The 21,851-nt window shown below is 69.8% G+C and carries 18 protein-coding genes; 12 read left to right on the top strand and 6 right to left on the bottom strand.

The features are described 5' to 3' along the window. The first annotated feature begins 28 nt into the window (after nucleotides 1–28). A complete protein-coding gene (locus tag AB0B61_RS51855) occupies nucleotides 29–916 on the top strand; it encodes a Ku protein (protein WP_358448723.1) in 888 nt (295 codons plus the stop codon). A 304-nt stretch (nucleotides 917–1,220) separates the two neighbouring features. Here AB0B61_RS51855 and AB0B61_RS51850 read toward each other — a convergent pair whose 3' ends face one another. After that, on the bottom strand, nucleotides 1,221–1,577 hold the full coding sequence (locus tag AB0B61_RS51850) for a hypothetical protein (RefSeq protein WP_357652003.1): 357 nt from the start codon (nucleotides 1,575–1,577) through the stop codon (nucleotides 1,221–1,223). Between the two features lie 406 nt (nucleotides 1,578–1,983). Here AB0B61_RS51850 and AB0B61_RS51845 point away from each other — a divergent pair, with 406 nt between their 5' ends. The 9 genes from AB0B61_RS51845 (at nucleotide 1,984) to AB0B61_RS51805 (ending at nucleotide 11,887) form a co-directional block, all read left to right on the top strand. Beyond that, nucleotides 1,984–2,883: an alpha/beta hydrolase gene (locus AB0B61_RS51845; RefSeq protein WP_358448721.1), complete on the top strand. Its 900-nt coding sequence runs from the start codon at nucleotides 1,984–1,986 to the stop codon at nucleotides 2,881–2,883. A gap of 48 nt (nucleotides 2,884–2,931) precedes the next feature. After that, nucleotides 2,932–4,113, top strand: a complete 1,182-nt coding sequence (gene moeZ, locus AB0B61_RS51840; RefSeq protein WP_358448719.1) for an adenylyltransferase/sulfurtransferase MoeZ — start codon at nucleotides 2,932–2,934, stop codon at nucleotides 4,111–4,113. A 77-nt stretch (nucleotides 4,114–4,190) separates the two neighbouring features. Then, the gene (locus AB0B61_RS51835) at nucleotides 4,191–4,910 is read left to right on the top strand and encodes a hypothetical protein (RefSeq protein ID WP_358448718.1); all 720 of its coding nucleotides are present in this window, start codon (nucleotides 4,191–4,193) and stop codon (nucleotides 4,908–4,910) included. Then, entirely contained in the window at nucleotides 4,904–6,139 is a 1,236-nt protein-coding gene (locus AB0B61_RS51830) for a S8 family serine peptidase (RefSeq protein ID WP_358448717.1), read from the top strand. The genes AB0B61_RS51835 and AB0B61_RS51830 overlap by 7 nt, the downstream gene beginning before the upstream one ends. Before the next feature lie 155 nt (nucleotides 6,140–6,294). After that, complete coding sequence (locus AB0B61_RS51825; protein ID WP_358448716.1) at nucleotides 6,295–7,095, top strand: hypothetical protein; 801 nt, start codon at nucleotides 6,295–6,297, stop codon at nucleotides 7,093–7,095. After that, entirely contained in the window at nucleotides 7,089–8,246 is a 1,158-nt protein-coding gene (locus AB0B61_RS51820) for a S8 family serine peptidase (protein WP_358448715.1), read from the top strand. Before AB0B61_RS51825 ends, AB0B61_RS51820 begins: the two co-directional genes overlap by 7 nt. Before the next feature lie 22 nt (nucleotides 8,247–8,268). Further along, nucleotides 8,269–8,628, top strand: a complete 360-nt coding sequence (locus AB0B61_RS51815) for a hypothetical protein (RefSeq protein ID WP_358448714.1) — start codon at nucleotides 8,269–8,271, stop codon at nucleotides 8,626–8,628. Then, nucleotides 8,616–8,939 carry an MGMT family protein gene (locus AB0B61_RS51810; RefSeq protein WP_358448713.1) on the top strand — a complete coding sequence of 108 codons (324 nt, stop codon included), beginning with the start codon at nucleotides 8,616–8,618 and terminating at the stop codon, nucleotides 8,937–8,939. Before AB0B61_RS51815 ends, AB0B61_RS51810 begins: the two co-directional genes overlap by 13 nt. Before the next feature lie 95 nt (nucleotides 8,940–9,034). Further along, entirely contained in the window at nucleotides 9,035–11,887 is a 2,853-nt protein-coding gene (locus tag AB0B61_RS51805) for a CDP-glycerol glycerophosphotransferase family protein (RefSeq protein ID WP_358448712.1), read from the top strand. 273 nt (nucleotides 11,888–12,160) lie between these two features. Here AB0B61_RS51805 and AB0B61_RS51800 read toward each other — a convergent pair whose 3' ends face one another. The 5 genes from AB0B61_RS51800 to AB0B61_RS51780 all read right to left on the bottom strand — a co-directional run bounded on the left by AB0B61_RS51800 (nucleotide 12,161) and on the right by AB0B61_RS51780 (nucleotide 14,973). Next, entirely contained in the window at nucleotides 12,161–12,607 is a 447-nt protein-coding gene (locus tag AB0B61_RS51800) for a GNAT family N-acetyltransferase (RefSeq protein WP_358448711.1), read from the bottom strand. A 158-nt stretch (nucleotides 12,608–12,765) separates the two neighbouring features. After that, nucleotides 12,766–13,182 (bottom strand): hypothetical protein, encoded by a 417-nt coding sequence (locus AB0B61_RS51795; RefSeq protein WP_358448710.1) that lies wholly within the window; start codon nucleotides 13,180–13,182, stop codon nucleotides 12,766–12,768. 124 nt (nucleotides 13,183–13,306) lie between these two features. Continuing rightward, entirely contained in the window at nucleotides 13,307–13,687 is a 381-nt protein-coding gene (locus AB0B61_RS51790) for a hypothetical protein (protein ID WP_358448709.1), read from the bottom strand. A gap of 134 nt (nucleotides 13,688–13,821) precedes the next feature. After that, entirely contained in the window at nucleotides 13,822–14,106 is a 285-nt protein-coding gene (locus tag AB0B61_RS51785; RefSeq protein WP_358448708.1) for a helix-turn-helix transcriptional regulator, read from the bottom strand. Nucleotides 14,107–14,310: 204 nt separating this feature from the next. Beyond that, complete coding sequence (locus AB0B61_RS51780; RefSeq protein WP_358448707.1) at nucleotides 14,311–14,973, bottom strand: class I SAM-dependent methyltransferase; 663 nt, start codon at nucleotides 14,971–14,973, stop codon at nucleotides 14,311–14,313. 216 nt (nucleotides 14,974–15,189) lie between these two features. Between AB0B61_RS51780 and AB0B61_RS51775 the strand changes: the two genes are divergently transcribed. Together AB0B61_RS51775 and AB0B61_RS51770 are read left to right on the top strand one after the other, a co-directional pair. Continuing rightward, nucleotides 15,190–18,525 carry an ATP-dependent DNA helicase gene (locus tag AB0B61_RS51775; RefSeq protein ID WP_358448706.1) on the top strand — a complete coding sequence of 1,112 codons (3,336 nt, stop codon included), beginning with the start codon at nucleotides 15,190–15,192 and terminating at the stop codon, nucleotides 18,523–18,525. After that, entirely contained in the window at nucleotides 18,519–21,773 is a 3,255-nt protein-coding gene (locus tag AB0B61_RS51770; protein WP_358448705.1) for an ATP-dependent DNA helicase, read from the top strand. The genes AB0B61_RS51775 and AB0B61_RS51770 overlap by 7 nt, the downstream gene beginning before the upstream one ends. Nucleotides 21,774–21,851: the final 78 nt, after the last annotated feature.

Here is a 21,851-nt window from a genome sequence, read left to right as displayed (position 1 = left end):
GCGAGCCCGCTAGAGCTGAGGAGTGCCCATGCGCAGCATCTGGAAAGGGGCGATCTCCTTCGGCCTCGTCACGATCCCGGTGAAGCTCTACTCGGCGACCGAGCAGAAGGACGTGACCTTCCACCAGGTACACCGCGAGGACGGCGGCAGGATCCGCTACAAGCGCGTGTGCACGGTCGACGGTGAAGAGGTCCCCTACTCCGACATCGCCAAGGGCTACGAACTGGCCACCGGAGAGATCGTGGTGCTGACGGACGAGGACTTCGAGGATCTGCCGCTCAGCACCTCGCGCAGGATCGACGTCCTGCAGTTCACCCCGGCCGACCAGATCGACCCCATCTACTTCGCCAAGTCGTACTACCTCGAACCCGACGGCCAGGGCGACAAGCCGTACGTGCTGCTGCGCAACGCCCTGGAGAGCTCGGGGCAGGTCGCGGTCGTCAAGGTGGCGCTGCGGCAGCGGGAGTCGCTGGCCACGCTCAGGGTGCGTGACGGGGTGTTCGTGCTGGAGACCATGTACTGGCCGGACGAGATCCGCGTGCCCGACTTCGGGTTCCTCGAAGAGGACATCGAGGTGCGGGCCCAGGAGCTCAAGATGGCCGAGTCGCTCATCACCACGATGAAGGCGGACTTCGACGCCACCGAGCACCACGACGCCTACCGAGAGGCGCTGCAGCAGGTGATCGAGGCCAAGGTGGAGGGCAGGGAGGTCATCGCGCCGCCGGAGGGCGAGGAGGAGGCGGGTCCCGCCGTCGACCTCATGGCCGCGCTGCGGGCGAGCGTCGACGCGGCCAAGCGCGAGCGTTCCGGCGAGTCCGCCAAGCCCAAGAGGGCTGCCAAGGCGTCGAAGGACGCGGGGGAGAAGGACGCGGGGGAGAAGGCCGCCCCCAAGCGCAAGGCCCGCAAATCCGCCTGATCCGGCGGTGGGCACACAAGGCTGTTCGTGTGGTGCGCACAAATGCAAAGGCGCCTTCGGCATTGATGCCGAAGGCGCCTCGCATTTTTCGGAGAGGGACGCTCAACCGGAGGAATTCCGCTTCACCGCTCCCCCTGGAATGCCATGGGGAATTAATTCCCGCCGAGCCCGGACGCATTGGCGTGGCGACTTTTCCGAGTGCCTGTGTCTTTTATCGAGAACACAGGCACTCGGCGGCGCGTCCGGAGCTCACCTCAACCGAATAACCGGTTGCATGGCTATCTCCTCGACCGGATCGGCCTTGTTACTGGAGCGCCTCGCGACGAGCGCGCTCCTCTTCCTCACGCTCGAAGTTGAACGAGCGAGCGTTGGCGTCGGCGTCAGAGTCCGTGCGCACGGTGTTCTGGTTGTTGTTGTGCAGGTGGATGTGGACCTTGACCCGGCCACTGCGGCCGTGGTTGCGACGGCCCCAGCCGCCCCAGCCACCCCAGCCACCGCAGCGGCGGCCACAGCCCCACGAGAAGGTGGAGGCGCTGGTGCTCGCGGAGGCGGTCGTGGCGCTGGCGGAGGTGGCGGTGGTCAGGGCGCCGAGGCTGATGAGGCCGCCGGACATACCCGTGCTGATCACAAGCCCTGCGATGACACTCTTGAACTTGGGCATTGAATTCCCCCCTAAAGGATCGGTTGCCCTGTTCCAGATATTTGCCGGAGTGAACGGTAAATATCTTGGATGACATTGAATGCGTCATCCGTGCTGATTTATTTCCGACGTTCCGGTGGGATAAACGGCCGTAGTTGTCTTTTGCTATACGCTAACTCTCTCATTGCTCTCATTAAGCATTTATGAAATGAAATGAAATGATTTGTCCGTTTTATGGGGGTGGGCGGCCCGCAATGCGGCCGCCCCCGTTCCGGCTCACGGCGATGACGCCGAAAGCCCGGCGCCGCCGAGAAATCCGACCAAACGCCGCGAATCGCGTACCTATAAATGCCAATAAAGGAGCATTTATCCGAAATGTAGGCTAGAGGCGACGACGGCTATCGTTGGATGACAGCGAGGAGGACGCATGGCAGCAGCACCGATCCCGCACTGGCCAGGACGGATGTTCGGGTCGGTGCACGTACGGGAGACCCCCCATACCGCCCCCGATAAGGCGGTCTTCGTGCACGGCCTGGCCGGCGCGGCCACCAATTGGACCGACCTGATGGACGAGCTGAAAGACCTCGTCACCGGCTACGCCATCGACCTGCCCGGCGCCGGGTTCTCGCCCGAACCCGCGGACGGCGACTACACCATCGCCGCGCACGCCCGCGCGGTGATCGGCCTGCTGGAGGAGACCGGTCCGGCCCACCTGTTCGGCAACTCGATGGGCGGCGCCGTCGCCGTCAGGGTGGCCGCCACCCGCCCTGACCTGGTGCGCTCGCTCGTCCTCATCTCGCCGGCGCTGCCCGACCTGCTGCCCAGGTACGGCCCGATACGCATCGCCGCAGCGGCGCTGCCCCGGCTGGGCGAGTGGGTGGCGGGCAAGCTCCGGCTGATCCCCGCCGAGCAGCGGATCAAGTCCTCCTTCGCCATGGTCTGGGCGGACATGACCGCGGTCCATCCGCTACGGCTCCGCGACGCGATCGAGGAGCAGCGCAGGCGTGACGGGCTGGCCTACGCCGCCGCCGCCATGATCGGCTCGGCCCGGGGCATCGTGGCCGAGTACTTCCGCCGCGGCGAGGCGAACCTGTGGCGCCAGGCCGCCCTGATCGAGGCGCCCACCCTGATCATCCACGGCAGGCACGACCGCCTGGTGCGTCCCGCCATGGCCGCCAAGGCGGCCCGTACGTTCCGGCAGGTCAGACTGGTGCTCCTGCCGCGCGCCGGGCACGTGGCGATGATGGAGACGCCCCGCGTGGTCGCCGCGGAGGCCCGCCGTCTGATCGGTGAGACACGCTTGGGGAATGCCCCACTCGCCAACTAGGTTTCACAGGTGGATGGGATAGGTCCCCCTCGAACGGGAGCGTAGAAAGTGTCGTTGCCACCGCTGGTCGAGCCGGCCGCAGAGCTGACCGTCGACGAAGTGCGCCGTTACTCGCGCCACCTGATCATTCCCGACGTGGGGATGGCCGGGCAGAAGCGGCTGAAGAACGCCAAGGTGCTCTGTGTGGGCGCCGGAGGCCTGGGTTCGCCCGCGCTGATGTATCTCGCGGCGGCGGGCGTGGGCACGCTGGGGGTCATCGACTTCGACGTCGTCGACGAGTCCAACCTGCAGCGTCAGATCATCCACGGCCAGTCCGACGTGGGCCGGCCGAAGGCCGAGAGCGCCGCGGCCACGGTTCGCGAGATCAACCCGCTGGTCAACGTGGTCGTCCACAACACGGCGCTGACCAACGACAACGTGATGGAGATCTTCTCCGGCTACGACCTCATCGTCGACGGCACCGACAACTTCGCCACGCGCTACATGGTGAACGACGCCGCGGTGCTGCTCGGCAAGCCGTACGTCTGGGGCTCGATCTACCGCTTCGACGGCCAGGCCAGCGTGTTCTGGGCCGAGCACGGCCCCTGCTACCGCTGCCTCTACCCCGAGCCCCCGCCTCCCGGCATGGTGCCCTCGTGCGCCGAGGGCGGCGTGCTGGGCGTGCTGTGCGCCTCGATCGGCTCCATCCAGGTCAACGAGGCGATCAAGCTGCTCACCGGCATCGGTGACCCGCTGGTCGGGCGGCTGATGATCTATGACGCCCTGGAGATGAAGTACCGCGACGTCAAGGTCCGCAAGGACCCCGAGTGCGTGCTGTGCGGCAAGAACCCGACGGTCACCCAGCTGCTCGACGACTACGAGGCGTTCTGCGGCGCGATCTCCGACGAGGCCGCCGAGGCCGCGACGGGCTCCACGATCACCGCCCGCGAGCTCAAGGCCATGCAGGACAACGGCGACGACATCTTCCTCGTCGACGTCCGCGAGATCAACGAGTACGAGATCGTCTCCATCCCCGGCGCAACGCTGATCCCCAAGGGCGAGTTCCTCAACGGCTCGGCCCTGGAGAAGCTGCCGCAGGACAAGCGCATCGTGCTCCACTGCAAGTCGGGCGCGCGCTCGGCGGAGGCGCTGGCGATCGTCAAGAACGCCGGGTTCTCCGACGCGGTGCACGTCGGTGGCGGAGTGCTCAGCTGGGTCGCGACCGTCGACCCCAGCCTGCCTTCCTACTGATGCCGTTTTCCTGAGTCCATCCACTGGGGTCTGGTTTCTGCGGATGGCGCCCGGTCGCCCGCATTAAGGTCGATGCCGTGGACGACGCTCGCCCCTGGCCCGCTCTCGTGGCGGCCTCCGTGCTGACGATGGTCTGCGCGGTCGCCGCCGGGGTCTCGGCCAGTGCGGCGGGCGCGGAGCTGTCACGCGGCCCGAGCGCGGCCGAACTCCACTCGGCGGCCAGGCGCGAGGTCGCCGAGCGGTGGCGCACCTGGGCGAGCGGGCGCGTCTTCCCCGCCAGCCTGCCCTACTCCGCCGAGCAGGGCGGCCGCGAACGTGCCAGCCGGATCGGCATCTCACCGGCCATCACCTGCGCCGACTCCGTCGACGTCAAAGCCGCCAAGGCCCTGCGCAAGGCGGGCTGCCTGGGGGTGCTGCGCGCCACCTACATCGACGCCCTGCGGGGTGTGCTCGTCACCGTCGGCGTCGTGGCCCTGCCCGACGAGCCCCAGGCCGTACGCGCCAAGTCCGCCTTCTCCGCCGCCGGCGCTCCCGTCCCCGGCCTGCGGCCCGTGGCCTTCCATGACACGGTCTCCGACCGTTTCACCCCTGCCGTACGCCAGGCCGGCTCGGTACGCCAGGCCGGCCCGTACCTCGTGCTGACCACGGCGGGCCAGGTCGACGGCCGGCCGGCACGCACGGTCGGCGAGCAGCGGCCGGCCATCTTCGCCTTCGCCGGCGAGATCTCCGAGCGGATCCTGGCCGACCTGAGCACGCCGCGGATGCCCGACTGCGCCTCCCAGGAGTGGCGTTGCTGACCCGCGCGGCCGCGCTCATCTCGGCGACGCTCCTCTTCAGCGCCGGGCCCGCGCTGGGGCTCGTCAACCCCGCGCCGGCCCGGGCGGACGACGTGCGCGGTGGTCAGCAGTCGGTGATCAGCACGCTGGAGCTGAAGAAGGCGTGGCGGATCAGCAAGGGCGCGGGCGTCACCGTGGCCGTGCTCGACTCGGGCGTCGATCCCGGTCACCGCGACCTGGACGGCTCCGTGACCGTGGGCAAGGACTTCACCGAGGGCGCCAACCCGCCGGGCGTGCCACCGCGTCGCCTGCACGGCACGTACATGGCCTCGCTGATCGGCGGGCACGGCCACGGACGCGGGGGCAGGCTCGGCGTGATCGGCGTGGCTCCGAAGGCGCGGCTGCTGTCGGTCCGGGTGATACTGGAAGACGAGGAGCCGGGGTTCAGGGAGTTCAACACTGCCGTGCGCTTCGAGAACGTGGTGGCCAGGGGCATTCGCTACGCGGTCGATCGGGGGGCGCGCGTGATCAACATGTCGATCTCCAAGGATCTGGCGACCGAAGAAGAGCGGGCGGCCGTGCGATACGCGATCTCCAAGGGCGTCGTGCTGGTGGCCGCCGCGGGCAACGACGGCGCGGGCAAGCCCGATGAGACGGGATTCGCCCCTTTTTCCTATCCGGCTGCCTTTCCCGGTGTCGTCTCCGTGGGCGCGACGGACCGGCGGCTGCGGCGGGCGACGTTCTCCAACTGGAACTCATCGGTGCTGGTGGCCGCGCCCGGCGTCGACATCATGGGCGCGGGCCCCGACGACGAGTACTGGGTGGGCAGGGGCACCTCACAGGCCACCGCGCTGGTGTCCGGGGTGGCAGCCCTCATCAAGGCGAAATATCCGGCGATGTCGCCGCCGCTGGTCGCACAGGCCATGACGGCGAGCGCGACCGACCGGCCACCGGGCGGCTACGACACCGGCACCGGCTTCGGCGTGGTCAACGCCGCCAAGGCGCTCGCCGAGGCTGCCCGGCTCGCCAAGCACACCGAGACGGCCGTGGGCGCGCAGGCGCAGGACCCCGCCCGGCCGCTGGCCGGCGGATCGGCGGGCCGGATCGAGGTCGTCAGCAGGGACCAAGCGCGCGTAAAGGTCTATGGGGCGATCGCCTTGGCGGCCGCCCTCGGCGCGCTCTCCTCCGTGTGGGCGATATTCGCCCTGGTCAGACGCGTGCGTCGCGCTCAGAGCGGGCAAGACGCATGATCCGCCTGCTAAGGGGGACGAAATAGACACGAACCGAGCCTGGGAACGAGGCGGTGGTGAAGGCACGTAGGTCCACCTCAGGGTTGCCGCGCGCCGGGGGAGCCACATCGGGACGAAGGAACCCGCTCGGTGCTCCAGCCGGCCGCCGTTCTCGCGTGCGCTCCTGGCCGGCGGCCACCGGCCGCGACCGGGCGGCGGGCAAGGAACGGCTGGAGCAGGCCGTGCTCCAGCAGGGCGTGCGCTTCCGCCGCCTGTTCGTGACGCTGGTCGGCACCATCGTGGTCGCGTCGGCCGTCCTCGTGCTGCTCGGCACGATCGGGCTGCTCGGGGAGACCCGGTCCCGCCCGCTGACCGCCACCGAGCAGAACCAGTACAAACAAGAGGAGATCGCCAGGCGCTGGCAGGCGTGGCCCGCCACCGACGTCTTCCCCGAAGAGGTCAAGTACGTCGGGCTCGACAAGGCCCAGCAGTACGCCCGGCGCGTCGGCATCGCGCCCGAGACCGAGTGCGGCAAGGGCGTCGACCCGTCCGTGGCGGGCGTCCTCGACGACCACGGATGCGTGACCATGCTCCGGGCCACCTACGTGGACCAGACGGCCATGTTCGTCTTCACGGTCGGCGTGGCCGTGCTGAAGGACGAGGACTCCAGGTTGTCGGCGACGGAGCAGCTCACCCAGGACGACCGGGTCGGCGTGCTGCCCGTGGCCTTCCCCGGCACGGTGACCGAGCGGTTCGGGGCCGACCAGCGCCAGCGTACGGGCTGGGTGGGCGCCGGACCGTACATCGTGTTCTCGACGGCGGGCTACACCGACGGCAGGACCCGGGCGGCCATCCCGCCCGAGGAGATGCTCCACAGTGAGCTGTGGCCGGCGGCCAAGTCGATCGGCAACCAGATCGCCTACTTCCTGGCGGACCCGCCGAAGGTTCCGCCCTGTACCCAGGGGAACGTGTGCTGACCGCCCTACGCGCGCTGACCGCCGCCCTGGTCATGCTGCACGCCCCCGCGGCCGCACCCGTCAGGGACCAGCAGCAGTGGGTGCTCGACGCGCTCAACGTCGAGCAGGCGTGGACGGTCACCAAGGGCAAGGGCGTCACCGTGGCCGTGGTCGACAGCGGCGTCGACGGCACGCTCAAGGAGCTGCGCGGCCGCGTGACCGCCGGTCCCGACATGACCGAGGCCACCGTCCAGCGCCAGGCCAAGCCCGGCAAGCACGGCACCGCGATGGCCGCCCTCATCGCCGGGTCCGGGACCGACGACGGGCTGATCGGCGTGGCGCCCGAGTCGGGCATCCTCTCCCTGGCCCTGGCCGTCGACGAGGACCCCGGCGCCGGCACCATCGACCCCCAGCAGGAGGAGCAGGGCGCGCTGGAGAGCCCGCTGGCCCGCGCCATCCGCTACGCCGCCAACCACGACGCCAAGGTCATCAGCATGTCGATCGGCTCCTACGGGCCGCTCAAGTCCGAGCGCGAGGCCGTCTCCTACGCGCTCGGCAAGGGTGTCGTGCTGGTCGCCGCCGTCGGCAACGACGGCCAGACCAAGTACGCCAAGGACAACGGCACCTCGTTCTGGAGCTTCCCCGCGGGCTATTCGGGCGTCATCGGCGTGGCGGCCGTCGACAAGCAGGGCAAGGGCGCGCAGTTCAGCAGCGACAACCTGTCCGTCCTCGTCTCCGCGCCGGGCGTGGGCGTACCCGTCGTCAAGCGCAAGGGCGGCTACGAACTGTCGGAGGGCACCAGCTCGGCCAGCGCGCTCGTGGCCGGGGTGGCCGCGCTGGTCAAGTCGCGCTATCCCGCCATGGCGCCTGAGCAGGTCGCGCAGGCCCTGGCCGCGAGCGCCCGGGGACGGCCCGCCGCCGGTTATGACGACAAGACCGGGTTCGGGGTGGTCGACGCCGGTGCCGCGCTCAACGCGGCCGAACGGCTGGCCGGAGAGCAGCGCGAGGTCGCCGTGCCCGACGACCGGCACTTCGGCGTCGGCGAGGACTCGCCCGGGCCGTCGCGCCCGGGGCCCGATCCATGGCGGCTGTGGCTCTATGGAGGGGGCGTGCTGCTGGCGCTGGTGATGTTCTGCGGGGCCATCATCGTGCTCAATCAGCGTAGCGAGTAAAGATCCGCTATGGTCGCGCGTCATGGGATACGAGCTGCGCGTGGTTCGTGAGGCGCCCCTGGCGTTTTCCGAGCTCGCGAAGGCGATCGCGCCGGCCGGGTTCGGACTGCGCGGGCCGGACGAGATCGTCACCGGACACGCCGGTGACACGTACGTCGTGGGGCACTGGCGCGATCAGGTGATCGGCGAGCCGGGCTCCGACTGGCAAGTGGCGCAGCTCGTCCTGCTGGCGGCCGCCCTCGGCGCCAGGCTCGTCGGCGAAGACGGCGAAAGCTACACGCTCCGCGACGGCATCGTGGAGCTGGTGGCCGGCGGTTCGGTGGTCGAGATCGGCAAGTTCCACGAAATGATCGAGGCGGGGCCCGACGCATGGACTCCATGAACCCGTTCGCCGAACGGGTCCTCGAGGTGGTGGAGTCCATCCCGCCGGGCATGGTGATGTCCTACGGCGACATCGCCGAATATCTCGGCGAGGGCGGACCGCGTCAGGTCGGGCAGGTCATGTCGACCTGGGGCGGCGGCGTGCCGTGGTGGCGCGTGGTGCACTCCGACGGCACCGGCGCGGGCCCTGACCACGTACGACGCTGTCTGGAGCACTGGCGCGAAGAGGGCACGGCGCTTCGCGGCGAGCGTGTCGACATGCGCCAGGCGCGCTGGGACGGTCGTTCAGCCGATTCTCAGAAACGAGTTTGACCAGCGGATTCGCTCGTTGGGCGAATCCGCCGCACGTGACTCCCCTTACGATGGCTAGAACCAGTGATGGCGGTTCGAAAGGCGGTGCCTTACCGATGGCAACCGGCGTCACAGCCCTGAGTCAGGGCGGCGATCTGATCGCCGATCGCCTGAAGGCTGTCCAGGATCTCTGTGACCGGGGTGAGCCGCTCGACGCGGTCATGCGGGCCGTCGGACCGGGCGGCCGCGACTCGGCGTTCGACACCGAGGCGCTCAGCGGACCGCTGGGCGCGCGGATGGACCTGGCGGTCAAGCGCGGCCCGGCGCGCAGGCGTGAGCTCATCACGTTGCTGCGCCCCTACCTGGCGGCCGTGGACGCGGGCGTCAAGCGCGACCTGCCGGTCGCGCGGCGCCTGATCTGCCACCTCATCGAGCATCGCCCGGACGACGAGCTCGTCGACGGCGACACGCTCACCAAGGTCGTGGCGGCGGCGGCCGAGCCGTCCAAGCGGATCCGCGCGGGTCTGCGCTGGTACGCCGACCTGCCCTTCCGTGACGAGCTCCCCGCCGACCTCTACCGGCTGCGGCGCGCCGACCTGGTGCCCGTGACCCACATCGACGACATCGTGTGGGTCAACGGCAAGCTGCGCGTCACCGGTTTCGCCTACCTGGCGGGCCTGTCCGTGCGTAGCCGCCGGTTCAACTGGGCGACCGTGGTGCTGCGCGGGCCGCGCTGGCTGCCTCCGGTGCGGCTGCGCACCCGCCGGGTGCTGGCCCCCGAGGCCACGCACGGCGCGCACGAGCCCGGCTGCAACTACGACTGGTCCGGGTTCACCGCCGACCTCAGCCCCTGGTCCCTGCGCTGGCGCGGAGCCGTGCGCGGCCTCGTGCACGCCGTACGCAGGCGGATGCGCCACCGGCCCGCCGTCCACGACACCACGACGTGGCGGGCCGAGATCGTCTTCTACAGCCGCGGCGCGCGGGCGACGGGCCTGCTGCGCGGCGCGTCCCCCGGCCGTACCGAGCGTCCGGCCGGGCTCAAGCTGCGGCCGGGCTGGTGGGCCAGGCCGGTGTGGACCTCCGACCGTGCGCTGCAGGTCGTGCTGCAGCCCAACCGCGCCGAGCTCGCCGGGGTCTCCGTCGAGGGCGACCGCCTGGAGCTGAAGATCTTCCTGGCCGGCCGTACGGTGACCAAGGGCCATGCCCGGCTGGGCGGCCACCGCATGGCCGCCGAGTTCACGCCGGTGGCCAACGGCACCGAGGTGCTGGTCAGCCAGGCCGTGTCCGCCCTGTTGCAGGAGAAGGACGGGCGGCGGCTCTGGGTCGAGCCGAAGGGCGATCCCGCCGCGTCCGTCATGCTCGCCGACCTGGTGGAGACCAGGATGCCGTCCGGAGACCGCGAGATCACCGTGCTGGGCGACCGGCGCGACCGCGTGCTCGTCTCCGCCCACCGCATCCGCCCGGTGATCACCTCGGCGGTGTGGGAGGGGCTCACGCTGGTGCTGCGTGGCGACTACCCCGACGCGGCCGGGCCGCGCACGCTGACGCTGCGCCACCGGTCGGGGCTGTCCTACCACGTGCCGATGGAGCGTACGGGCGATCAGTTCTCCGTACGTGTCACGCCCGCGTCGATGGACCGCTTCGGCGAGGTGGTGCCGCTGGCGTCCGGCACCTGGAACATGTCGCTCCGGCACCCGTCCGGGGAGATCGTCCCCGTCCGCATGGACCACGCGGCGCTGCCCGGCCTCGACGAGGAGCCGCGCGCGTCCGAGGGGCGGTCCTTCCGGATGCTCTCGACGCGCTTCGACGTGCCGGTGGTGGCCGTGGAAGAGGAGCGGCCGGCCGACGAGAAGGGCGTCGCGGGCACCCACGTGCTGCGGCGGGTCTTCTATCCGGCGCAGCGCACCGAGCCGCTGACCGACGCGACCGTCTACGTGGTCAACGACGGCCGCCTCTACGCCGACAGCGTCCGGGCCATCTACGAGGAGCGGGTGCGGCGGGGTGATGACCGCGAGCACATCTGGATCGTCAAGGACGGCGCGTTCACGCCGCCTCCGGGCACGACCTCGGTACGTGCCGGCAGCCGCGAGCACCACGCTGCGCTCGCCCGGTCCCGATTTATCGTGACAAATGCGTTCCTGCCGGTTTGGTTCCGCTCCCGCGAGGACCAGGTCGTCCTGCAGACCTGGAACGGCACGCCGGCCAAACGCATCGGCAACGACCAGCCGCACATGACCCGCGACCCCCGCCCGCCGATCTGGCACCGGCAGGCGGCCGAGGTACGCGGCTGGGACGTGCTGCTGTCGCAGTCGCCCTGGGCCACGCCGGTGCTGCGGCGCGCGTTCGGCTACCAGGGGGAGATCCTGGAGAGCGGGCTGCCGCGCAACGACGTGCTCACCTCGCCGGACCGCGACTCGCTCGCGGCCGCGGTGCGGGAACGGCTGGGTCTGGTCGAGGGCAAGCGCGTGGTGCTGTACGCGCCGACGTGGCGGGACTATGACCGCAAGAACGCGATGGTGAAGTTCGACCTGGCGAAGGCCCGCGAGGCACTGGGCGCCGACCACGAACTCCTGGTCAGAGCCCACCCCATGCAAGCCATGCCGGCCGTCCCCGACATCGCCCACGACGTCACGACTTATCCCGATATGGCGGATCTGCTACTCGTGACGGATGTGCTGGTCACGGACTACTCCTCGGTCATGTTCGACTTCGCCGCCACCGGCCGCCCGATCGTCTTCTACGGGTACGACCTGGCGAAATACTCGTCGAAGCGCGGGCTCTACATCGACCTCCCGGAGCAGGCCCCGGGGCCGGTGCTGTCGACGTCGGCGGAGGTGATCGACGCACTACGCTCGATCGACTCGGTGGCCGCGGCCCACGCGGACCGCTACGACGCCTTCCGCGCCACCTTCGCTCCTAGGGACGACGGCAAGGCAACCGCCCGAGTCGTGGACCACCTGTTCTCCTAGCCGATCGGCCACCCACCCATCGGGGCGGGTGGCCGTCTGCTCGCAAAAGGGCTTCCCTGCGGGCGCTTTGCGTAATGGGCTCAGGCGCCTTTCCAGTCGGCGCCCGCGCCGACCCCGTGAGGGTCCTCGCTCCGCTCGGGCCTCCTCTTTGAACGCTTCGCCGCTCCCTCGGCTGACTATGAGGGCGCAGTGAGTGAGCATGAGGATGACATCCCGCAGAACTCGGCTCTGTCGGCATAGGCGTCGAGAACCCAGGATCGATCGGTCGATTCCCTAGCGCGGCAGGTCGATCTGATACCGGATGAAGCCCCGGTTCACGGCCACCTTGTCGTAAAGGCGCCGTGCGGTGGCGTTCGACACGTGGGTGTTCCAGTAGACGCGATCGCAACCACGATCCCGGGCCCAGTCGACCACGCTCTCGATCAACGTACGACCCACACCCAGCCCGCGCACCTCCTCAGCCGTGAACAGGTCCTGCAAATAGCAGACGTCGGTATCCGGTGCCGAGGTGCTCGGATGGGTGAGGAAATGCGTGATCCCTATGAGCTTGCCGTCCAGTGTCGCGCCGAGGGCGTGTAGACGCGTGTCCGCCTGGAATTCCTCCCATGCCCTGTCGTACATCAGGTCCGGCTCGACACGCTGGTAGAAGTCGATGTAGGCGCGGAACAGGCTCTCCCAAGCCGCTCTGTCAGACGGGCGCAGCTTGCGGATGCTGATCACGTCGCCTCCTCCTGAGTACTTCGCACGGTCGGTCGTGGCACGCCACAAGGTAGGGACAAAGTGGTTTCCTATGACACGGCCACTCTTCGGCGGAAGCTAAGGACCACTTCAGGGACTCCGGAGACCCGTGCACCACCCCGGGCGGACGCTACCTCGCCTCAGCGCGGATCGAACGCGCGAATGTACGCACCGAGCGTCGATCCCGAACACGGCAGCCGCATGCTGGTCGCGCGCAAGGCATCGATGAGATTCCCGGCTGATACGTCGGTGAGCTTCCCATCGCGACGGGCGTTGGCGAGCAGCCAGATGGTGCCGTGCACTTTCAAACCGTAGGCCCGGCCCACCTGCACGGCCTCCCTATCATCTGTGATCGCGATTCCGCCGGACAGCTCGGCCGCTGAGAACACGCTTGCTTCTTCTCGGTCTCTGTCGGAGGAGCCGATGCGCCTGACCCATGTGGCGAAACACTGGAGCTCTTCGAAGGAGTCGAGTCTTGCCACGCCCAGCCAATCCGCGTCCAGGGCGCTACGGAGGGCCGGATATTTTGTCAGCCCCTGTCGTATCTCTTCGCGCACCACATGAGTCGTGAGACAGGTGAGCCCAGCAGTAGATCTCGCAGCACAGCGAAACGTTCGGCGCGGCAGAAATGGCTGAGACAGGTTGCGTCGAACACCAAAGGGGGATCGGGCTCGTCGCCGTTCATGGCTCCAGGTCCGGGTAATCGCGGGCAGGGAGGTCGGCCGCCGAGACCTGGCCGCGCATCATCTCAACCGCGCGGGATGTCGTGATGAGCCCGTTCTTGAACGACTGCAGTACGGCGTGCGCGTAGCGCGGCGGCACGAGAACCGCCTCGAGGTCCGGCTGTGGAGCCCAATCGACCGCTTCCATCAGCTCCGTCCGCGTCGGATTGCGTTGACGCAGCGTTTTGGCGGTGTCCCTGTCGATGAGGCCGGCCTCGGTCGCCTGACGAAGGGTCAACGACCACGATGTCCTGTACCTCGCGGCGAAGGAGATCAACACGTCCCGCTTCGTGGTCGGGCCGGCGGGGAGGCACCCGGTGAGGGCGTCGATCGGCAGCACCCGAGGTTGAGCCGCCCGCGTGCCCACGTGGCCGCGGAACGCGCGCCTAGGGCGTCCTCCCCGGCGCCGGGATAGCGCTCGATGTGCGGAGCGGTCAATTCTCCGAGTCCTATGAGCTGTTGGACGTCGGACAGCTAAGTAGATAGGGCGATCTCCAACCGGTAGGACTGTCTGGTGGCGTCGGTGACAGTGTTGTCGGCCAACTCCGTGCGACGGGACACGACCACTGGGGGAGGGCTGAGAAAGTAGCTCAACGGGACCTTGAGGATGGCCGAAAGCTTGGCCAGCTCAAGCGCGTCGATCCGACGGACGCCGGTCTCGATTTTGGCGATCATTGTGCGGTCGAGATTCATGGCCGAAGCGAGCTGCTCCTGAGACATTTCAGCCGCGAGCCGGCATTCGCGGACGCGGTCGCCCACGCCGAATCACTCTCCGCCATCCTTCATAGTGCGAATCGCACGGACGGCCGTCGCTTGGCAGATCGTTCGGAGATCGTAGGGGTAATCGTTATCCCAAGAAGTCCGGCTCTGGTATATGTGCAGATCGCGCAGCCTTATGGTGTCATGGCACGGAGGTCTCTGGCTGTGGGGCCGAGGGGTTTGGGTCCAGGCCGAGGCTGGGACCTACTTGCGTAGTTCTACCAGGAGAGACATCGGTGTCTCTTGGATGTTGAACGTCCGGAAGTTCGTGTGGGCGACGATGGCCGTGAACTGCTTCTTGTCGTACGCCCGCCTGGGAAGGACCGAGCGGAGCACGTAGCGGATGATGGCGGCGTTGACCGGGCCGACGCCCATGCGGGCGACCTCCTCGTCGACCGCCTTCTTGGAGACGTCGCGGCGCAGATCGTTGATGTAGACGGAGCCGCCGGGGCGTAGGACGCGGTGCATCTCGCGTAAGGCGCCGACCGGGTCGGAGAAGTTCTTGAAGGCGGCGCAGCAGGCGATGAAGTCGAAGCTCTCGTCGTCGAACGGCATGGCCGCGGCGTTTCCGTGGCGGAAGTCGACCTGGACGCCTGCCTCGGCGGCCTTCTGGCGGGCGATCTGGACGAAGGAGGTGCTGACGTCGAGGCCGGTGACCTGGTAGTTGCCGGTTCGGGCAAGTTTGATGGCGAGGTAGCCGGGGCCGGGGGCCACCTCCAGGATGTCGCCGCCGGCCGGGGCGTACTCCAGCACCGATTGGGCCTGCTCCGCGAACCTCGTCCGGTCCTTGCCGGTGTTCTTCGCGTACCAGCGGGCGATCGTGCCTTCCATGCCGATGCCCTTGTAGCCCTTGTCGGTTCTGGTCATGGCCTGTCGTTCCTCTCTGCCGGGCACTGCCGTTGTGGTACAAGTCACGATATATCGCATTGAGGGCAAGTCAAGATATGTCGCGAAAGTCGGCATCGGGTCGGTGCGGCGTGTCGGTGGGTGCGGTGACATTTACGCCGGTAGCGTTGGCCGATCGCGTGGTAGAGAGGTCAACTCGGCACGATCTACCCCTGTGGTCTGGTGGAATCTAGTGTTGTGAGTGCTCAGACCTGGCGGTTGGTGCGGCGTGGGAGCGGGGGACCTGTTGCGGCCCCTGTGCTCGATGAGCACCAGCGTGCCGTGGTTCAGCACCGGAGCGGGCCGCTGCTCGTGCTCGCCGGTCCCGGCACCGGCAAGACCACGACGATCGTGGAGAGCGTGGTCGACCGGATAGAGCGGCGCGGGGTGGATCCCGAACGCGTCCTCATCCTGACATACAGCCGCAAGGCCGCCGGTGAGCTGCGGGAACGGGTCACCGGGCGGTTGCGCCGCACGACCAGGACGCCCCTGGCGCTCACCTTCCACAGCTACGCCTACGCGCTGCTGCGACGGGAGGCGGTGCTGGCCGGTGCGGCGCCGCCGCGGCTGCTCACCGGGCCCGAGCAGCTGCTGGAGATCCGGCGGCTGCTGCACGGCGAGCTGGAGGACGGCGCGCGCGATTGGCCGGTCGCGTTGCGCGAGCCGCTCAAGACGCGCGGGTTCGCGGAGGAGTTGCGCGACTTCCTGTCGCGCGCGGGCGAGCGCGGGCTCGGCGGCCCACGGCTGCAGGAGCTCGGCAGGCAGTACGGCAGGCCGGACTGGGTGGCGGCCGGTCGCTTCCTTGAGCGGTACGAAGTGCGGTTCGACCTCGATCCCGAGCCGTCGCTCGACTACGCCGAGTTGATCAGGGCGGCGGCGGGCGTGCTCGCCGACCCGGAGGTGCGCCGGCGGGAGCGGGCGGCGCACGACGTGGTCTTCGTGGACGAATACCAGGACACCGACCCGGCGCAGGAGTTCCTGCTGCGGCAGCTGGCCGGTGACGGGCGTGACCTGATCGCGGTGGGCGATCCGGACCAGTCGATCTACGGGTTCCGAGGGGCCGATGTGCGGGGGATCCTGGGGTTCCCGCAGCGGTTTCCGGCCCGTGACGGGCGGGACGCGCCGGTGGTGGCGCTGCGGATGTGCCGCCGGAGCGGGGCCGAGCTGCTGGCGGCGTCCAGGCGGGTGGCCGACCGGCTGCCCGCGGCGCCGATGCCGGATGTCGTACCCGCCGGACGTTCCCACGGGCATCGTGAGTTGCTGTCGCTGCCCGAGATGGAGGGCGGCGACGTACGCGTGCTGCTGGCCGACAGCACCAGCCAGGAGGCGGCCGTCGTCGCCGACACGCTGCGGCGGGCCCACCTGATCGACGGCGTGCCGTGGCATCGGATGGCGGTGCTCGTCCGGTCGGCGGCCCGTCAGGTGCCGTTGTTGCGGCGCGCGCTGGTCAGCGCGGGCGTGCCGACGATGGTGGCCGGTGACGAGGTGCCGATCGCGCAGGAGCCCGGGGTACGCCCGCTGCTGACGATGCTCAGGATCGCCCTCGACGCGGGCGAGCTCGACGAGGGGGTGGCCGAGGAACTGCTGACCGGGCCTCTCGGCGGCACCGACATGATCGGCGTACGGCGGCTGCGGCGGGCACTGAAGATCGCCGAAAACGAGGCACTGGCCGCCACGTCCGAGAGCGAGGTGATGGCCGCCGCGCCCGAGAACGAGGCAACGGCTGCCGACTCCGCGAGCGAGCCCGCGAAGGACTCCGCGCGCGAACCCGCGAAAGACTCCGCGCGCGAACCCGCGAAAGACTCCGCGAGTGAGCCCGCGAAAGAGGTCACGCATGCGCGTACCTCCGGGGAGCTGCTGGTCGCGGCCGTCAAGGACGCGCGGGAGCTGACCCGGATCGAGCCCCACGTGGCCCTCCCCGCCGAACGCGTCGCCAAGCTGCTCGCCGCCGCCCGCCAGGCCGTGCGCGACCACGCCGGCGCCGAGGAGGTCCTGTGGGCCGTCTGGCACGAGAGCGGCCTGGCCGAGCGGTGGACCGAGCTCAGCTTGTCGGGCGGCGCCAGAGGGGCGCAGGCCGACCGGGATCTCGACGCCGTGGTCGCCCTGTTCGACCACGCCGCCAGGTTCGTGGACAGGATGCCCAAGGCAGGTCCTGAGGTGTTCCTGGACGATCTGGCCGCGCAGGAGATCCCGGGTGACACGCTGGCCGAGCGGGCGCCCGACGGTGACGCCGTACGGGTGCTGACCGCCCACCGGTCCAAGGGCCTGGAGTGGGACGTGGTGGTGGTCGCGGGTGTGCAGGAGGGCGTCTGGCCCGATCTGCGGCTGCGCGGCACGATGCTGGGCGTGGAGGATCTCGTCGATCTGGTCGAGGGCGGCAAGCCCAGCGCGGCGTCGCTGGCCTCCAAGCTGCTGGCCGAGGAGCGGCGGCTGTTCTACGTGGCGGTCACTCGCGCCCGGCGCAGGCTGGTCGTCACGGCCGTCGGCGGGGAGGACACCGACGAGCGGCCGTCGAGGTTCCTCAGCGAGCTCATGCCGGGCGCCGTCGAGGCCGCCACGGTGGACGACCGGGCGCGGTGGCTGAACATGTCCGCGCTCGTGGCGGACCTCCGCAGCGCAGTAACCGATCCCACTAAATCGGGAAAAATCCGGCACAAGGCCGCCACTCAGCTCGCCCGCCTGGCCGCGGCCGGAGTCCAGGGCGCACACCCCAACGACTGGTACGCCCTCACCTCCATGACCGACGACCGCCCCCTGAGCTGGCCCGACGACATCGTCAGGATCTCCCCCTCGGCGGTCGAGAGCTTCACCAAGTGCGGCCTGAGATGGCTGCTGGAGACGGCCGTCGGCGCCGCCGGCACCAGCTCGGCCCAGGGCCTCGGCACCGTCATCCACGCGCTGGCCGTGCTCGCCGCCACCGACCTGCCCAGCGAGGACCTGCTCGGCAAACGCCTGGACGAGATCTGGAACGAGCTGGACTTCGGCGGCGTCTGGTTCAACCGCAAGCAGCGCCAGGTGGCCGAGCAGATGATCACCAAGTTCTGGCGCTGGCACCAGGAGAACCCGCGCGAGCTCGTCGCCCTCGAAGAGGCGTTCACCGCCACGGTCTCCGACGGCGTACAGATCAAGGGCCGTGTGGACCGCGTAGAGCGCGACGCGGAGAACCGCGCGGTGATCATCGACCTCAAGACCGGCAGCGCGAAGCCCAAGGCGGGCGAGCTCGACCGCCATCCGCAGCTCGGCGTCTACCAGCTCGCCGCGCTCCTCGGCGCGTTCGCCCGGCACGGCATGACCGAGCCGGGCGGCGCCGCGCTGGTCCAGGTCGGCAAGGCGGCGGGCAAGAACGACGCGCTGGAGCAGACGCAGGGCGCGCTGGCCGACGACAAGAACCCCGGCTGGGCCAAGGACCTGGTCGACACCGTGGCGATCGGCATGTCGGGCCCGTTCTTCCAGGCCAAGGTCAACGACGGCTGCCGCACCTGCGCGGCCAGGTCCAGCTGCCCCGTCAACGACAACGGGGGACAGGTGTGCTGAATCCGGTCGAGCTGGCCGAGAAGCTCGGCATCCTGCCCCCCACCTCCGAACAGTCCCGCGTCATCGAGGCCCCGCTCGAACCGATGGTCGTCATGGCCGGAGCGGGCTCGGGCAAGAGCGAGACCATGGCCGGGCGCGTGGTCTGGCTGGTGGCCAACGGCCTGGTCAAGCCCGAGAACGTGCTCGGCCTGACCTTCACCCGCAAGGCCGCCGCCGAGCTGGCCACCCGCGTCCGGGAACGGCTCAACGGCCTGGCCGAGGCCGGCCTGGTCGAGCCGGGGCTGCTCGACAACGAGCCGACCGTCTCCACCTACCACGCCTACGCCGCCCGCCTGGTCACCGACCACGCCCTGCGTGAGGCCCTCGAACCCACCATGCGCCTGGTCACGCCCGCCGTCTCGTGGCAGCTGGCGTCCAGGGTGGTGGCGATGTACGACGGGCCGATGGACAAGATCGAGCTCGGCCCGCCGTCGGTCACGGCCGCCGTCCTGGAGCTGGCCGGCGAGCTGTCCGAGCACCTGCGCACCGCCTCCGACGTGCGGCGGATCGGCGACTGGCTCGATGAGAGGTATGCCGCGCTGACCGGCCGGACGACCGTGGCCCAGCGCAAGCCGATCAATGTCCAGGCCGCGCGGAGACAGCTCCTGCCCCTGGTCGAGGCGTACGAGCGGCTCAAGCGCGGCCGGGAGGTCATCGACTACGGCGACCAGATGTCGCTGGCCGCCAGGATCGCCGCCGGTCACCGGGAAGTGGGCGAGATCGAGCGGTCCCGCTTCTCCGTGGTGCTGCTCGACGAATACCAGGACACCAGCCACGCCCAGCTCGTCCTGCTCCGATCCCTGTACGGCAACGGCCACCCGGTCACCGCGGTGGGCGATCCCTGCCAGTCCATCTACGGCTGGCGCGGCGCCTCGGCGGGCAACCTGCGACGCTTCGCCCAGGACTTCAGGACGAGCACCGGCGACCTGGCCCCGGTACGCCAGCTCAGCGTCAGCTTCCGCAACGGCGACCGGGTCCTCGACGTCGCCGCCCGCGTCCAGCTGCCGCTGCGCATGGAGGCCCGTGAGGTGCCGGTCCTGGTCCCCGGCGCCAACCGCGTCGACCGGGGGCGCGTCACCTGCGCCTTCCACGAGACCGCGGAGGACGAGGCGAAGTGGATCGCCGACGGCATCCACAAGATCCTCGGTCAGGAGTTCGCGCCCGACGGCCTGCCCTGGGGCGAGAAGGAACGCAAGAAGACACTCGCCGTACAACCCCAGGATGTGGCGATCCTCGCCCGTAAGCGGTCGCAGTTCCCCGCACTGCGCAGAGCGCTCGAAGAGCGCGACATCCCGGTCGAAGTGGTCGGTCTCGGCGGGCTGCTGACCGTGCCCGAGGTCAACGACATCGTCGCCACGCTCAGAGTCCTGTACGACCCGACCGCCGGTGACGCCCTGGCCCGGCTGCTGGCCGGACCGCGCTGGCGGGTCGGGCCCGCCGACATGCGGGTGCTGGGCGAGTACGCCAGGGAGCTGACCCGCGAGGCCCGTGAGACGCGCCATGAGCAGGACCCGCTGGACCAGGTGGTCGCCGACCTGGCGGAGGAGCGCGGCAGCCTGATCGACGCGCTCGACGAGCTGCCCGACAGGGAGGCGTGGCTGGAGGCGTTCTCGCCGCTGGCCAGGACCAGGCTCGTCGCGCTGGCCCAGGAGCTGCGGCAGCTCAGGGCGCACACCGCCCAGCCGCTCCCCGACCTGATCACGGAGGTGGAGCGGCGGCTGGGCCTCGACATCGAGGTGGCGGCCCGGGGCGGCACGGTCAGCGCCTTCGCCGCCAGGGCCGACCTCGACGCCTTCCAGGACGCGGCCGCCAGGTTCGCCGGGGACGCGGAGGATCCGACGCTTGGCGCGTTCCTGGCCTATCTGCAGGCGGCCGAGAGCGAGGAGTTCGGGCTGGAGGCCGGGCGGGTCGGCGAGAGCAACAGCGTGAAGCTGATGACCGTGCACGCCTCCAAGGGCCTGGAGTGGCCGATCGTGGTCGTGCCCGGACTGTCGCAGCTGGTCAGCTCGAAGGGCACGATCGCGACCGGCAGCATGTTCCCCGCGACGCCGGTCATGAACAGCCGCTGGACCGACAACCCACGCAAACTCCCTTACCCGCTCCGCGGCGACGTCGCCGACCTGCCGCGTCTGACCGGGCTCACCAAGGAGGAGCTGGCCGCGTTCGACGAGGGCTGCCGTGATCGCGACCTGATGGAGGAGCGGCGGCTGGCGTACGTGGCCGTCACCCGGGCCCACTACCACCTGATCGCCTCCGGTTACCGCTGGGGGAGCGCCTCCAAGCCGCTGGAGCCGTCGGACTTCCTGCTGGAGATCCGCGACACCAGCGACCGGGTCGCGTTCTGGGCGCCGGAGCTCGCGGCCGGCGCGACCAACCCGCTGCTGGCCGAGCCCGCCGAGGCCGTGTGGCCGGTCACGCCGGAGGGCCTGCGCTACGAGTCAGTGTTGGACGGCGCGCGGCTGGTCGAGGACGCGCTGACGGGCACGCTCGCCCCCGCCGAGGACGAGCCGCTGCGCGCCTTCGAGGAGGAACGCGTCCGCGCCTGGGAGCGCGACACCGATCTGCTGCTGCGCGAGCGTGAGATGCACCGGCGGCGCGGCTCCACCACCGTCGAGCTGCCTTCGAAGCTGACCGTGTCGTCGCTGGTCACGCTGGCGGAGGACGCCCGCGAGCTGGCTCGCAGAATCCGCCGTCCGGTCCCGGTCAAGCCCGCGCCGCTGGCCCGTCGCGGCACGTCGTTCCACAAGTGGCTGGAGACGCGCTGGGACCAGCAGCGCCTGCTCGACGACTTCGACCTGGACCTGGTGGACGAGCCGGAAGAGGCCGACATACGGCTGGCGGAGCTGCAGGCACGCTTCGAGGAGAGCGAATGGGCCGGGCGCCGGCCGCTGGACCTGGAGGTGCCGTTCGAGACCATGATCGCCGACCGGCTGGTGCGCGGCCGGATGGACGCGGTCTTCGAGCTGCCCGACGGCCGCTACGAGGTCGTCGACTGGAAGACCGGCGCGCCACCGCGCGGCAAGGCCGCCCGCGCCGCCTCGGTGCAGCTGGCCGCCTACCGGCTGGCCTGGTCGCACCTGGCGGCGGTGCCGCTGGAGCGGGTGGGGGCGGCTTCTCACTATGTCCGGATGAACCAGACTGTCCGCCCGGTGAACCTGCTCGACGCCGACGGCCTGGTCGCACTCATAGAGGCGGTTCCCGTCTCCTAGGGCCCGGCATCTTCCGCTCCCTCGGAGGGTGTCCCGCCCATGGGGCCTCAGTCACCACAGGCCGTCTCCTTCTGCCTC

The sequence above is a fragment of the Nonomuraea sp. NPDC049158 genome, from assembly GCF_040648335.1.
Classification (GTDB): Bacteria; Actinomycetota; Actinomycetes; order Streptosporangiales; family Streptosporangiaceae; genus Nonomuraea.
This window is presented reverse-complemented; position numbering and strand designations above follow the sequence as displayed.